The organism is Nocardia sp. NPDC051929 (assembly GCF_044548645.1).
In the GTDB taxonomy this organism is placed as follows: Bacteria; Actinomycetota; Actinomycetes; order Mycobacteriales; family Mycobacteriaceae; genus Nocardia; species Nocardia sichangensis.
The window spans coordinates 219,894-233,278 of record NZ_JBIUCG010000009.1; the positions used below are offsets into that span (position 1 = coordinate 219,894).

Genomic DNA, 13,385 nt, shown 5'->3' on the forward strand with positions numbered 1-13,385 from the left:
TCATTCCTTCCATAGAGTCGCGGCCCGGCGACGCCGAGCCGGCAAGTGGGCCGGAGTGTGCGAACCCGGCCACGGCTCAGGCGTCGGCGAGCAGGGTGACCGTGCCGGCCGCCCCGTCGACCCGCACCCGTTGCCCATCGGCCAGCCGGGTGCTGGCGGTCTTGGTGTCCACGACGCAGGGGATGCCGAATTCCCGGGCCACGATGGCCGCGTGCGAGGCGGAGCCGCCGATGTCGGTGACCACCGCGGCGGCGTAGGCGAACATCGCCGTGTGGCCGGTGTCGGTGACCGATGCCACCAGGATGTCGCCCGGCTCGATGTCGTCGTCGAGGGACAGGACGCGTTTCACCGTGCCTTCCACGACGCCGGGGCATACCCCGATGCCGGTCAGGCCGTCTCCGGGCGTCAACGCGTCCGCGTTCGGCAGCGGCTCCCAGTCACCTGCGATCACATCCGGCATGCGGACGCCGCGCAACCGGCTCAGCTCGGCTCGGCGGCGTGCTATTCGTTCGGTCAGATCGGCTGGCGCCCAGAGGATTTCGTCGAGCGTGAGAAAGCAGGCGTCCTCGGCCTGCTGTAGCAGCCCCTGCCGGATCAGCCGTTCCGCGCGCTCTCGCACGGCGAGGCGCAGGCAGTGGGTGTACCGGACCACGGCGTCGCGGACGCGTTCGCGCGCCATCGTCGCTCCTGCCGCCATCCGTGCGGTGCGGCTCGGCGCCGGGTCGACCGGTTCCCGCTTGGGCGCGGGCATCCGAGCGGCGCGTGCGGCGGCGGTCACCAGCAGCTCCGGCCGGTCGCCGAAGGTCGGGTTGAGCAGCTCGCACTCGCCCGGTCCGCGATGTCCGATCCGCCGCAGCTCCTCCTCCAGCGCGGTGGCGAACGCCGGGGAGATCGTCCGCGCCGCGGTGACGTCGCCCGCGTGCGCCGCGTCGTGCAACGCGGTGTCGGCCCGGCACAAGGCGGCGAGCCGTTCCACCGCGAGCATGGTCCTGGCCGACTCCAACCGCTCCAGATCGATGGGCACGGTCGCCGCTTCCTTGCCGCGGGAGTGGATGGCGGTGGCCGCGCCGGTCATCATCACCCCGATGGACGCCGCCGCCCAGGACTGATTCAGCCGATCCCGCCACAGCAGGGCGCGGGCGTGCAGTTGTTCATCGGTGAGCTCGCGAATCGCCGCGGCGCCAAGGGATTCCTGATGCGCGGCGGCATTGATGCCGTCGGTGGTCTCGCGGTAGCGCAGCGCGGTGCGCAGCACCCGGCCCGCCGCGCGCCAGGTGGCGCGGGTACTGGCGAATCCCGTCGGTGTGGGTGGCTTGCCGTGCGGGGTCAGCGAGATCTCGGGCGGGATGTTGCCGTAGACGTCGCGGCGGATGCTCTGCTCGTCCCAGCCCGGCATATTCTCCGCGGCCAGCACGCCGATGGAGGCGTTGATGTAGATGTGGTGCCCGAGCACCGTGGTGACCCGGCTGGTCCAGTGCTCCAGCGCGATGCCGTCGAGCGCGATCATGGTGCCCATCGCGGCATTGGCCAGCCGGATAGCGCCCGCTTGGAGATCCACCGTCAGCGGGGTGAGCGGTCCGGGCAGCGCCTCGGATGTATTGGTCGCGGTGTGCACCGGATAGGCCGGGTCGACACGATCGTCGAACTCGCCCTCGAGACCTTCCGGCGCGACCGACACCAGCGCGTGTCCGTCCGAGGTGGCCGCGCGGGTGGGTATCAGGTAGCCGGGCAGCGGGATGGCGCCGGGCCCGGCGACGAACTCGTCGCCGTCGAGTCTGCGACCGGTCAGTCCGCGGACGATGTCGGCCGCCACTTCGGACGCGGTCCAGCCGCACCGGAATCCCCATTCGTCGCGTGCCACCCTCGAATCCACCTGCGGTGGCGTGCCGGACGTCCGCCGCGACTTCCGTGTTCGGGCCGCCTGGCGGATGCGATGCGCGTCCGCACTCGAGACCACCCCGGGCGCGGCCAGTTCGACCAGGCCGGTGCGCTCGGATTGCGCGGCCAGCACCAGGAAACGTTCGAAGTCGTCGGTGTGCAGCACCTGGAATCCGCCCGCTCGGCGGGAACCGAGCAGCCCGCGCAGGATTCGCCAACTCGCGCCATCGACGCGCCTGCCCGCGACCGGCGCGGTGCGCACGATCAACGCCGCCGCCCCGCTGGACCGCACGACGTCCTCGGCGATCGATTCCGGCCCCGCGACCACCGGAACGACGATTCGCGCCCCGGCCGCTCGGGTCGCCGTCGCGATGGCGGCGAGCGAACCGCCCAGATGCACTACCGACGCGCAGTCGGCGATAGCCCGTGCGCACAACGCGGGCTCGGCGGGGTCACCGGTGATCACCTCGACCCGAGGGTCGACGTACCGGTGCCGCGCGCGGTCCAGCCCGACCACGTCGTGGCCCGCGGCCAGCAGCATGCGCGCCACCGCGCGACCGGTCGGATCGGAAACTCCGGTGACCAGGACCCGCATGAAATCTTCCTCCTCGCTGGCGCCCATACAGACGTGACGCCGTTCACACACCATCGCCATACGGCGAGCCTGCGGCCGACCACAGTCCCGATGAACGGGACCGGCGGGTCGCTCACCAAGACGGGCGGCCCGCCATCGCGACCGGCGCGGGAAGGTCGACCCCATGAGTGATCGGTATTCGGTCGCGCCTCGGGAGGCCGCCGACGTGCGCGCCTACGACCTCGAGACCGATGTGCTGGTGGTCGGTTACGGATGCGCCGGAGCGGCGGCGGCATTCGAGGCGGCGGCGAGCGGCGCGCAGGTGCTGGTGCTGGATCGGATGAGCGGTCCCGGCGGCGCATCCGCCCTCTCGGGCGGTGAGATCTATCTCGGCGGCGGCACACCGATCCAGCGGGCCTGCGGATTCGACGACGACCCGGGAGCGATGGCCGCGTTCCTGTCCGCCGCGCTCGGTCCGGGGGCGGATTCGGCCAAGATCTCTCGCTACAGCGAGGACAGCGTCGCGCACTTCCACTGGCTCGCCGACCGCGGCGTGCCGTTCAAGCCCACACTGTGGGACGCGCCGACGTGGGTACCGCCGACGGATGACGGGCTGATGTGGCTGGGAGAGAACAGCAAGCCGTTCTCCGACCTCGCCGATCCCGCGCCCCGCGGGCATCGCCCGGCCGCCGCCGACTTCGGCGGCAAGCTGCTCATGGACTGTCTGGCCGAGGCCGCGCGATCCGCCGGCGCGACAGCGCTTTTCGATACCAGGGCGACCTGCCTGGTCCTGGCGGCCGACGGCACCGTCGTCGGTGTGGTGGCCCGGCGGTACGGCACCGAGCTGACCATCCGGGCACGTCGCGGCGTCGTGCTGACCACCGGCGGATTCGTGGACAATGACGCCATGCTCGCCGCTCACGCACCGAAACTGCTGGGGCACACCAAGGTCAGCGCGGGCACCGACGACGGAAGCGGGATCCGGATGGCGCAGGCGCTCGGCGCGGCCGTGCGGCACATGTCCACGGGCCAGGTCGGCATCTCGCTCGTTCCCGGCCTCGCCGCGCGCGGCATGGTGGTCAACGGGCACGGGCAGCGGTTCGTCAACGAGGACACCTATCCCGGCCGGATCGGCCAGGCGGCGCTGTTCCGGCACGGCATGCGGACCTGGGTCGTGCTGGACGAACGAGCCTTCGAGGAAGTGCCGGAACCACAGCGGTGGGGTGTGCAGCCGACCCATGTGGCGGAGACCGCCGAGGAACTCGCCGACCTGATGGGCGTACCGGCGGCCGCGCTGGCCGACACCGTCCGCCGGTACAACGACTTCGCCTCGCGCGGGGTGGATCCCGAGTTCGGGAAAGCGCCGCGCTGGGTGCGGCCCCTCACGCCGCCGCTCGCCGCGATCGACGTGCGGGCGGGGGTGCGGCCACCGTCGGAATCCGGTGATCGCCGTGGGACCGGTGCGTCCGTGTTCACCCTCGGTGGTCTGCACACCTCGCTCGACGGCGCCGTACTCGATGTCGACGGCGCCCCGATCCCCGGTCTGTTCGCCGCGGGCCGTGCCGCGAGCAACCTGCACGGCGAGGGCTACATCAGCGGCACTTCGCTCGGCGACGGCACCTTCTTCGGCCGCCGCGCAGGTACCGCCGCGGCCCGCACCAGCTGATCCGGACGGCGGGTTCCGGTCATCGGGATGGATCGGACCGGACGGCGCCGCACGGCCTAGCGTCGAAAGACGGCACTACCAGGAGGACTACCGCATATGACCAACAAGGTGCTCGATCGGGTACGGGATCTGCTGCCCGCGATCCGGGAGCGAGCCGCCGACGCCGAACTGCAGCGCAGAGTGCCCGACCAGAGCATCCGGGAGCTGACCGAGGCCGGGGTGTTCCGCATGCTGCAGCCGTCCCGTTTCGGCGGCGACGAATCCTCACCGGTCGCGTTCTACGAGGTGATCCGCGCCATCGCGACCGCCTGCCCGTCCACGGCCTGGGTGTCCTCGGTGCTGGGCGCGCACCCGTGGCAACTGGCGTTGTTTCCGCTGCGGGCACAGGAGGACGTCTGGAGCGCCGATCCGGACACACTGGTCTCGTCGTCGTACGCGCCGACCGGCAAGCTGACACCGGTCGAGGGCGGCTTCGAGATCAGTGGTCGGTGGAGCTTCTCCTCCGGGTGCGATCACGCCCGCTGGGCCTTCCTGGGCGCGGTCGTGCCGAACGACGAAGGCGGAGCGGAGTATCTGACCGTTCTGGTGCCGCGTGCCGATTACCGCATCGAGGACGTCTGGCACGTGTCGGGGCTGTCCGGCACCGGCAGCAACGACATCGTCATCGAGAAGGCGTTCGTACCCGCCCACCGGACCTACAGCGCGAGTGAGCAGGCCGAGCTGCGCGGACCCGGACAGGAGGTCAATACCGCTGCGCTATACCGGATTTCGTTCGGCGCGGTGTTCTCCAACACCATCACCGCACCCATCATCGGCGCCGCCCAAGGCGCGTACGAAGCGCACATCGAGCGCATGCGCGAGCGGGTGCGGATCTCCTACGGCGGGCAGAAGGCCGCCGAGGATCCGTTCGCGCACGTCCGCGTCGCTCGCGCCGCCTCCGAGATCGACGCCGCCGTCCTGCAGATGGAGCGCAACATCGGCGAACAACTGCGCTACGCCGAGGCGGGGGAGGAGATCCCTCTCGAACTGCGGGTCCGCAGCCGCCGCGACCAGGTGCGCGGCACCGAACGCGCCATCGAGGCCATCGACCTGCTGTTCGACAACTCCGGCGGTCATGCGATCCGCAAACCCAATCCGATCGAACGGCACTGGCGTGACGCGCACGCCGGGAGCGTGCACGTGATCAACGACGTGGAGCGCGCGCTGGTCCTGTACGGCCGGGACGCGTTCGGCCTGCCGGTCACGGATCGGATGATCTGATGACGCTCACCGCGGAGAACACCACGCGCCGGAGCACGACGGGCGGGCTGGAACTGCGCTACCACGAAGCGGGGTCGGGCGCGCCGCTGGTGCTGTTGCACGGCTCCGGACCGGGCGTCTCGGGATGGGCCAACTTCGGCGCCAACCTGCCGGTGCTGGCCGAGCGTTTCCGTTGTCTGATCGTGGATCAGCCTGGCTTCGGCGCCAGTGGCCGCCCGCCGGTGTACGAACGCAACTATCTGCGCATCTCCGCCGACGCGGTGCTGGGCCTGCTCGATGACCTCCACCTGGAACGGGTGCACCTGCTCGGCAATTCGATGGGTGGCGCGGTCGCGACGCTACTGGCGCTGGAACATCCCGACCGGGTCGATCGGCTGGTGCTGATGGCGCCCGGCGGCGTCGGGGTGAACGTGCTGGGGCCCGAGCCGTCCGAAGGCATCACGCGCTTGCTGGAGTTCAGCGCCGCTCCCACCCGGGAACGGCTGCTGCCCTGGCTGCGTGCCATGGTGTCGGATCCGGCGACCCTCACCGAGGAGTTGATCGAGACCCGGTCGGCCGCTGCCTCCGATCCCGCCGCTATCGCCGCGCTGCGCGACGCGTACGCGACCTTCGCCGATCCCGCTCTCGCAGAACCGGTTCCGCTGTGGGCCCGGCTGCGCGGCCTGCGCGCCGAGACGCAGATCCTGTGGGGGCGTGACGACCGGGTGACACCGGTGGAGGCGGCGTTGTTCCCGGCACGGCAGATCCCGAACGCGGATCTGCGCGTCTTCGCCCGGTGTGGTCATTGGGTGCAGATCGAACGCAAGTCGGCGTTCGAGCGCGCGGTCGTCGATTTTCTCACCGCCGGTCTCTGACCGCCCGCCGCCCGCGTCGATCACACCTCGTGATCGCGGACCCACCCCGCGATCTGGGTTCGGGAGGTGAAACCGAGCTTGGTGAGAATGTGCTCGACGTGGGTCTCGGCGGTGCGCACCGAGATCACCAGCTCGGCGGCGATGCGTTTGTTGCTGTGCCCCGCCGCCACCAGCCGGGCGACGTCCTTCTCCCGGCGTGTGAGGACGTCCGCCGCCTGTGCCTCGACCGGAGCGGCCTGCGGCGGTCGCGCCGTGGCGGGCGCGCGTCCCAGCGCGTAATCGATCGCCTCGCTCAGCGACAGCGTCGCGCCGCTGTCGAAGATCTCCTCGAACTTCCGCTCGCCCAGTTCTTCTCGCACGCGACCACGCATCCTGTCACCGAGTACGCCGGTGATGGCGTGGGCGAGGCGTACCGTGCTGCGCGCCAGGATCTCCGCGGCGCCGAGCAGACGGGCGGCTCGCTCGAAGTCGGCGCGCGCGACCGCCGACCACGCCAGCCCTTCGAATCCGGAGGCGAGCCAGACGCATCGGTCGAACAGGCTGAACATCTCGACGGAGCGGGCGAGATATCCGGTCGCGGCACGCTGATCGCCGCGCCGCCAATGATCCAGCCCCATCGACCACTGCGCCAGCCCGCCGAGCAGATACGGTCCGCGCTCTGTGGTGACCTTCAGCAGCCGCTCGGCGAAGGCGGTCGAGCGTTCGTCGGCGAGCACCAGCGCGCACACGAACGCGAACGCGAGGCTGTCCATCTCCATCGCGTGATGGCCGCATTCGGCTGCCAGATGCGTGGCGGTCTCGGCCAATTCGAGCGCGCGAGCGGTGTCGCCGTCGTTGAAGGCGAGCAGCGCCGAATCGAGCATCGCCTCCGCGAGGATGTCGGGGGCATTGACCCGGCGCGCCAGGGCAACGCATTCGTCCACCAACTGGCGCGCCGACCCGCGATCGGACAGCAACGCCGCGAGCGAGGCCGCCGCGGACAGCCCGCGTGCGCGCAGCTCGGTCGGTTCGCTCGACCTCGCCAGCGCGTCGGTCAGCCATCGGTAGCCCTCGGTGAGGAAGCGATTGTGCTCCCAGAACGGCCGCAGCACCGCCGCCATCTCGAGCGCCGACTCGGGTGCGTCGGTCAGGCTGAACTGTAGCGCCGCGCGCAGATTCGCGTGCTCGCGGTTCAGTTCGCGGAACCAGGCGACGTCATCGGAACTCCAATACGCGGTGCGGCCGCGCAGTGCCAGCCGCCGGTAATGATCGCGGTGGCGGCCGCGCACCTCGGGCTCCTCGCCCCGCTCGGCCAGCCGGTCGCGGGCGAACTGCCGGATCGGCTCCAGCATCGAGTACCGCCCGACATCGCCGTCGTAGCGCAGACTCAGCACCGACTTGTCGACCAGGCCGGTCAGCGCGTCGATCACCGTGCGCCCGTTCGGTGCGGGCAGGCACACGGCTTCGGCGGCGTCGATGTCGAAGCCGCCGGAGAACACCGACAGCTGCTCCCACAAGCGCTGTTCGGCCGGGATGCACAGGTCGTAGCTCCAGCGGATCGCGCCCTCGATGGTCTGCTGTCGTTCCGGCGCGAGTCGCGGTCCCGCGCTGAGCAGGCCCATGGTGTCGTCGAGCCGGGTGAGGATCTGTTCCGGAGTGAACACGCGGAACCGCAACGCGGCCAGCTCCAACGCGAGCGGAATGCCGTCCAGCCGGCGGCAGATCGCGGCCAGCGCATCGCGATTCGCGGGGGTGGCCGCGAAGCCGGGGTTGGCGGCGCCGGCCCGCTCGGCGAGCAGTCGCATCGCATCGCTGTCGGTGGTCCCCGCGTCCGGTAGCGGCAAGGGCGCGACGGGCATGACCTGTTCGCCCTGCACTCCCAGCACCTCCCGGCTGGTCGCCAGCACGCGGACCTCCGAGGTGGTGGCCACGATCCTGCCCACCAGCCGCGCGCAGGCGTCGATCAGGTGCTCGCAGTTGTCCAAGATCAGCAGCAGCCGCTTGGCCGCGAGGAAGTCGGTGAGCCGCCGCAGCGGCGCCGCCGTGTCATCGCGCAACGCGAGGGCCTCCGCGACGGTCACCGTGACCAGATCCGGGTCCTGGACGTCGGCCAGCTCGACCAGCCACACCCCGTCCGGGAACGCGCGTGCGACCGCGACGCCGACTTGGCGGGACAGCCGGGTCTTGCCGACGCCGCCCGGACCGAGCAGGGTCAGCACGCGTGTCGTGGGCAGCAGCCGCTTCGCGGCGGCGAGTTCCTCCCGGCGCCCGACGAAGCTGGTGACCTCGGCAGGGAGGTTGCCGATGGGACGCCGCGCCATGGGTGTCAACCCTAGGTACCGCGCGGGGCGCGGAAGAGCGTTCTGGACAAATTCAACTCCGATGAACGTGCCCGCGGGCCCGGCACGCGCAGGATCGGCGGCGTTCCGGTGACCGCGGAGGGATCGAACCGGCGCCGCTCACCGAGCGGCGGCAGCGGCGTCGACGTCGCTGAGCTGATGGCGCATACGGTCGCGCTTGGCGCGCAGGTACCGCACGTTGTGCTCGGTCGGACTGGTCTGCAGCGGAATCCGTCGTTCGACGGCGATGCCGTATTCGGTCAATCCCGCCTGCTTGGCCGGATTGTTGCTGAGCAAGTGGACCGACCGCACTCCCAGGTCGGCCAGGATCCGCGCCGCGGCGCCGTAGTGACGGGCGTCGACGGGCAGCCCGAGTCGCAGATTCGCGTCGACCGTGTCGGCGCCCTCGTCCTGGAGCGCGTAGGCGCGCAGCTTGTTCAGCAGTCCGACGCCGCGCCCCTCTTGTCCGCGCAGGTACACCACGACCCCGCGGCCCGCGGCGGCCACTGCCCGCAAGGCGGCGTCGAGCTGCTCGCCGCAGTCGCAGCGCAGCGAGCCGAACGCGTCGCCGGTGAGGCATTCCGAATGCACCCGGGTCAGTACGTCGCGCTCGCCCGGCGCGCCGAACACCAACGCGAGGTGTTCGGCGTCGTCGGTCGTGTCCCGGTAGCCGATGAGCCGGAATTCGCCGAAGCGGGTGGGCAGCCTGGTCTCGACGACGCGCACGACGCCCGGCTCCAGCCTGCGGCGATGGTCGATCAGGTCGGCGATGGAAATGATCGGGATTCCGTGCACCCTGGCCATGGTCAGCAGGTCGGGGAGCCGGGCCATCGAGCCGTCGTCGCGCACCACCTCGGCGATGACCGCGGCGGGGCGCAAGCCCGCCATCCGCACCAGGTCGACCGCCGCCTCGGTGTGTCCTGGCCGACCGAGCACGCCACGCGGGTGCGCTCGCAGGGGGAACACGTGCCCGGGGCGAGTGAAATCCCGGGGTGTGGCGTCGGGATCGGCGAGCAAGCGCATGGTGTGCGCGCGGTCGGCGGCCGATATGCCGGTGGTGATGCCCGCCGCCGCGTCGACCGAGACCGTGTACGCAGTGCCCTTCGGGTCCTGGTTGATCGCCGTCATCGGCGGCAGCTCCAGCCGGTCCAGGTCGCTGCCCGTCATGGGCACGCACAGCACGCCGCTGGTGTGCCGCACCAGGAACCCGATGTTCGCCGCGGTCGCCTGCTCCGCGGCGAGCACCAGATCGCCTTCGTTCTCGCGGTCCTCGTCGTCCACGACGAGGACCATGCCGCCGTTCGCGATGGCCGCCACCGCGGCAGGCACCGAGTCCAGTTCACCGGTCATCGTCCGCCACCTCCATATGCCTAATAGAAATATGGCGGGGCCGGAACAGCCAGGTGGCGTCTCACTGAGTGAGGCGGTCGATATCCGCCAGCAGCTCGCGGGCGAAATCGCGCTCCGCCTCGTAGTGCCGCACGCACCAGCGCAGCACCAGTTCGGGATAGGCCCAGTCCGGATTCGCCTCGGCGCCCTGCGCATCGGCCTCGGCACGCCTGCGCATCTTCTCGGCGTACTCGATGTGCTCGGTGAGTATGTCGCGCATCCGGTCGGGTTCGGCGAGGTTGCCGAGCCATGCGCGCAGCATCACGCTGTGCTTGAGCACCGGCGCCTCCACCGGTGCGTGATTGACCCAGTTCGCCGCGGCCGCACGGCCTTCCGACGTGATGGCGTACATCCGCTTGCCGCGCACGCCGTCCTCGTGCACCACCGTGCGGGAGCTGGCGTAGCCGTGCTTCTCGAGGCGTTTGAGTTCGGCGTAGATCTGGCTGAACGACGGGCTCCAATAGAAGAACTGCAGACTCCAGTCGGCCCATTTCTTGAGGTCGTAGCCGGAGAGTTCGTCGGCGTGCGAGAGCATGCCGAGTACGGCCCACGCGGTGGTCGGCAGGTCGGGCACCGCGGGTGTGACGCCATCGGTCATGGTCGGACTGTACCGCTCAGGCATATTCGGATTCGAACTATCGCCAGCGCGCCCGGCGCCCGAACAGCGTCCGTCCGGCCTCGTGGGAGATCTCGAGCAGCACCCGCGCCAGCTTGTCGAAGCTCATCGCCTCGGCTCGACCGGACAGCGACAGGGCTGCGGGGGCGGTGCCGCGGCCCCGGAGTGGCGCTGCGACACAGGCGATTCCGTCCATCGCTTCCTCGCGGTCGAGCGCCACGCCCTGGCGCAGCCGGACCTGGGCCAAGGCGCGATGCAGCGCGTCGGGCTCGGTGATGGTGTGTGCGGTCCGTCGCGGCAGCCGGGAATGGAACGCGGCTTCGGCGATAGTCGGCTCGAGCGTGGCCAGCATGGCCTTGCCGAGCGCGGTGCAGTGCGCGGGCATGCGGCCGCCGAGGCGGGTCGGCAGCATCGCGGCCAAGCGGCCGCCCGCCTTGTCCAGGTACACCACCTCGCGCCCGTCGAGCACCGCCAGGTGTCCGACCATGCCGGTGCGCTGGCACAACTCGTGCAGCAGCGGGCTGACCGCGTCGCGGATCTCGTTGTGGTCGGCGGTGAGCCCACCCAGTTCCAGGGTTCGCATGCCGAGCCGGTATCCGCCGGACGTGTGGGCCAGCCACCGGAGCCGGATCATCTGGTCGAGGATCCGATGGACGGTCGACCGCGGCAGGCCGGTGCGCTCCACCAAGCCGAGCAGCGTCAGCGTCGGGGTGGCCGCGTCGAACGCGTCCAGGATGAGGGTCATCCGCTCGATCATCGACACCGGCACCTCGGCTTCCACCCCCTTGGCGCGGGTCCGCCGCGGGACCCGGTCGGTGCGCGGCTCGCTGTCGGGCAGCAGGGTGACGGTCATTCGAACCTCCGTCGGTCACAGTCGGTCAACGTCGACCAGGCATTACGTGCTCGATCGTTTGTGTCTCCCATCACACTGACGACTTCGCAGCCGAGATGAATCGGGAGAACTACGTAGCTTCTACGGATCCGCATCTCGGTGACCGGACTCCGATCTTGACGACCCTCGGGCGAGCGCTGCTGTCATAGCTGACAGGTATATGCCTGATCGAAATAGGAGGCCCGATGGAACCGGTGCTCGAGATGGACGGATCGCCACTGGACGTGCGCGACTTCAAAGCGGTGCTGGGTCGCTTCTGCACAGGCGTCACGGTGATCACCGCGCACGCGGAGGACGGGCCGGTCGGATTCACCTGCCAGTCGTTCTCGGCGCTGTCGCTGGAGCCGCCGGCGGTCTGCTTCTGCCCCGCGCGCACGTCCACATCGTGGCCGCGCATCCGGGCCGTTGGCCGGCTCTGCGTCAACATCCTGGCCCACGACCAGCAGGAGATCTGCCGCCGTCTCGCGCGCAGCGGCACCGACAAGTTCGCGGGGGTCGACTGGGAGCCCTCGCCCAACGGCTCGCCGCGGCTGGCCGGAGCCATGGCCTGGCTCGACTGCGAGATCGAGCAGGAGGTCGACGGCGGCGACCACACCATCGTCATCGCACGCGTCACCGCGCTGTCGGAGCATCGCGAGGCGCCTCCGCTGCTGTTCTACCGCTCCGCCTTCGGGCGGCTCGATGAGGCCTGAGCACCTCCCGGCCAGTGGGACTGCACATTTCCGGGGCGGGACGGCGAACCGAAATATCGAAGTGACAACCGTGCGCGAATCGTGGAGGAACCGATGACTACCGACACCGAGGTCCGAGTGATCGACGCGGGCGCTCCGCCCGCCCGCTACGCGCGCGGCTGGCACTGCCTGGGGCTCGCGCGGGACTTCCGGGACGGGAAACCGCATACCGTCGAGATCTTCGGCACCGAACTGGTGGTCTTCGCCGGTGCGGGCGGAGAGTTGTACGTGCTGGACGCCTATTGCAGGCACATGGGCGGGAACCTCGGGGACGGCCGGATCAAAGGTGACTCCATCGCCTGTCCTTTCCACGACTGGCGGTGGGGCGGCAATGGACGCTGCACCGGCATCCCCTACGGCCGCCGAGTTCCACCCCGGGCTCGGACTCGCTCGTGGCCGACGTTGGAGCAGAACAAGCAGCTGTTCGTGTGGAACGACCCAGAGGGCGATCCGCCCCCGGCGGAGGTCACCATCCCGCGCATCGACGGGGCGTTCAGCGACGAGTGGACCGACTGGACCTGGAACACCATGACGATCGACGGCGCGAATTGCCGCGAGGTCATCGACAACGTGGTGGACATGGCGCACTTCTTCTACGTGCACTTCGGGTTCCCGACCTACTTCAAGAACGTCTTCGAGGGTCACATCGCCAGCCAGTACATGACCTCGGTGTCGCGCGAGGACATGATGGGGGAGACCGCGAAGGCGTTGGGCGGCAAGAACGTCCTGCACTCTGATGCCTCTTACTACGGCCCGTCCTACATGATCGATCACCTGCGCAGCGAGAGTGCGGGCCTGACGGTGGAGGGCATCCTCATCAACTGCCACTACCCGGTGTCACCCACGAAATTCGTGCTGCAGTACGGCGCGATCGTGAAGAAGCCACACGGCGTGCCCGCGGAGCAGGCCGAGGAGATCGCGGCGAAGTTCGCCGGTGGCCTGGGCCGCGGCTTCGAACAGGATGCCGCGATCTGGCAGCGCAAGACCCGCATCGACAACCCGCTGCTGTGCGAGGAGGACGGACCCGTCTACCAGCTGCGCCGCTGGTACGAGCAGTTCTACACCGACGTGGCCGACATCGATCCGAAGATGACCGACCGCTTCGAGTTCGAAGTGGACACCACCAGGGCGGTCACGGCGTGGGAGGCGGAGGTCGCCGAGAATCTCGCCGAGCAGCGCGCCGCCGCCGGAGCCTGAGCGGGGCCGC

10 protein-coding genes are annotated in these 13,385 nt (G+C 70.1%); 5 read left to right on the forward strand and 5 right to left on the reverse strand.

What is annotated here, in order from left to right; genetic code table 11:
* Window positions 1–76: 76 nt before the first annotated feature.
* The gene (locus ACIHAX_RS14050; RefSeq protein ID WP_397277660.1) at window positions 77–2,473 is read right to left on the reverse strand and encodes a PEP-utilizing enzyme; all 2,397 of its coding nucleotides are present in this window, start codon (window positions 2,471–2,473) and stop codon (window positions 77–79) included.
* Between the two features lie 163 nt (window positions 2,474–2,636).
* Here ACIHAX_RS14050 and ACIHAX_RS14055 point away from each other — a divergent pair, with 163 nt between their 5' ends.
* From ACIHAX_RS14055 to ACIHAX_RS14065, 3 genes are all read left to right on the forward strand, one after another.
* Window positions 2,637–4,118 carry an FAD-dependent oxidoreductase gene (locus ACIHAX_RS14055; RefSeq protein ID WP_397277662.1) on the forward strand — a complete coding sequence of 494 codons (1,482 nt, stop codon included), beginning with the start codon at window positions 2,637–2,639 and terminating at the stop codon, window positions 4,116–4,118.
* A gap of 96 nt (window positions 4,119–4,214) precedes the next feature.
* A complete protein-coding gene (gene hsaA, locus ACIHAX_RS14060; RefSeq protein WP_355075442.1) occupies window positions 4,215–5,378 on the forward strand; it encodes a 3-hydroxy-9,10-secoandrosta-1,3,5(10)-triene-9,17-dione monooxygenase oxygenase subunit in 1,164 nt (387 codons plus the stop codon).
* The gene (locus ACIHAX_RS14065) at window positions 5,378–6,232 is read left to right on the forward strand and encodes an alpha/beta fold hydrolase (protein ID WP_397277664.1); all 855 of its coding nucleotides are present in this window, start codon (window positions 5,378–5,380) and stop codon (window positions 6,230–6,232) included. The genes hsaA and ACIHAX_RS14065 overlap by 1 nt, the downstream gene beginning before the upstream one ends.
* A gap of 20 nt (window positions 6,233–6,252) precedes the next feature.
* On the opposite strand, the gene ACIHAX_RS14070 is transcribed toward ACIHAX_RS14065, so the two are convergent.
* From ACIHAX_RS14070 to ACIHAX_RS14085, 4 genes are all read right to left on the reverse strand, one after another.
* Window positions 6,253–8,532 carry a LuxR C-terminal-related transcriptional regulator gene (locus ACIHAX_RS14070; RefSeq protein WP_397277666.1) on the reverse strand — a complete coding sequence of 760 codons (2,280 nt, stop codon included), beginning with the start codon at window positions 8,530–8,532 and terminating at the stop codon, window positions 6,253–6,255.
* 138 nt (window positions 8,533–8,670) lie between these two features.
* Entirely contained in the window at window positions 8,671–9,900 is a 1,230-nt protein-coding gene (locus ACIHAX_RS14075; RefSeq protein WP_397277668.1) for a bifunctional 3,4-dihydroxy-2-butanone-4-phosphate synthase/GTP cyclohydrolase II, read from the reverse strand.
* 61 nt (window positions 9,901–9,961) lie between these two features.
* Window positions 9,962–10,537: a PadR family transcriptional regulator gene (locus tag ACIHAX_RS14080; protein WP_355075449.1), complete on the reverse strand. Its 576-nt coding sequence runs from the start codon at window positions 10,535–10,537 to the stop codon at window positions 9,962–9,964.
* Window positions 10,538–10,574: 37 nt separating this feature from the next.
* Entirely contained in the window at window positions 10,575–11,408 is an 834-nt protein-coding gene (locus ACIHAX_RS14085; RefSeq protein ID WP_355075451.1) for an IclR family transcriptional regulator, read from the reverse strand.
* Between the two features lie 224 nt (window positions 11,409–11,632).
* On the opposite strand from ACIHAX_RS14085, the gene ACIHAX_RS14090 reads away from it, so the two are divergent.
* Both ACIHAX_RS14090 and ACIHAX_RS14095 read left to right on the forward strand, forming a co-directional pair.
* Window positions 11,633–12,139: a flavin reductase family protein gene (locus tag ACIHAX_RS14090; RefSeq protein ID WP_364436753.1), complete on the forward strand. Its 507-nt coding sequence runs from the start codon at window positions 11,633–11,635 to the stop codon at window positions 12,137–12,139.
* Window positions 12,140–12,232: 93 nt separating this feature from the next.
* The gene (locus ACIHAX_RS14095) at window positions 12,233–13,375 is read left to right on the forward strand and encodes a Rieske 2Fe-2S domain-containing protein (protein WP_364436750.1); all 1,143 of its coding nucleotides are present in this window, start codon (window positions 12,233–12,235) and stop codon (window positions 13,373–13,375) included.
* Window positions 13,376–13,385 lie beyond the last annotated feature (10 nt).

What these genes read in the sequence shown, in the direction of transcription:
- ACIHAX_RS14050 (WP_397277660.1), bottom strand. Translation starts at nt 2,473, where the DNA reads ATGCGGGTCCTGGTCACCGGAGTTTCCGATCCGACCGGTCGCGCGGTG.
- ACIHAX_RS14055 (WP_397277662.1), top strand. Translation starts at nt 2,637, where the DNA reads ATGAGTGATCGGTATTCGGTCGCGCCTCGGGAGGCCGCCGACGTGCGC.
- hsaA (WP_355075442.1), top strand. Translation starts at nt 4,215, where the DNA reads ATGACCAACAAGGTGCTCGATCGGGTACGGGATCTGCTGCCCGCGATC.
- ACIHAX_RS14065 (WP_397277664.1), top strand. Translation starts at nt 5,378, where the DNA reads ATGACGCTCACCGCGGAGAACACCACGCGCCGGAGCACGACGGGCGGG.
- ACIHAX_RS14070 (WP_397277666.1), bottom strand. Translation starts at nt 8,532, where the DNA reads ATGGCGCGGCGTCCCATCGGCAACCTCCCTGCCGAGGTCACCAGCTTC.
- ACIHAX_RS14075 (WP_397277668.1), bottom strand. Translation starts at nt 9,900, where the DNA reads ATGACCGGTGAACTGGACTCGGTGCCTGCCGCGGTGGCGGCCATCGCG.
- ACIHAX_RS14080 (WP_355075449.1), bottom strand. Translation starts at nt 10,537, where the DNA reads ATGACCGATGGCGTCACACCCGCGGTGCCCGACCTGCCGACCACCGCG.
- ACIHAX_RS14085 (WP_355075451.1), bottom strand. Translation starts at nt 11,408, where the DNA reads ATGACCGTCACCCTGCTGCCCGACAGCGAGCCGCGCACCGACCGGGTC.
- ACIHAX_RS14090 (WP_364436753.1), top strand. Translation starts at nt 11,633, where the DNA reads ATGGAACCGGTGCTCGAGATGGACGGATCGCCACTGGACGTGCGCGAC.
- ACIHAX_RS14095 (WP_364436750.1), top strand. Translation starts at nt 12,233, where the DNA reads ATGACTACCGACACCGAGGTCCGAGTGATCGACGCGGGCGCTCCGCCC.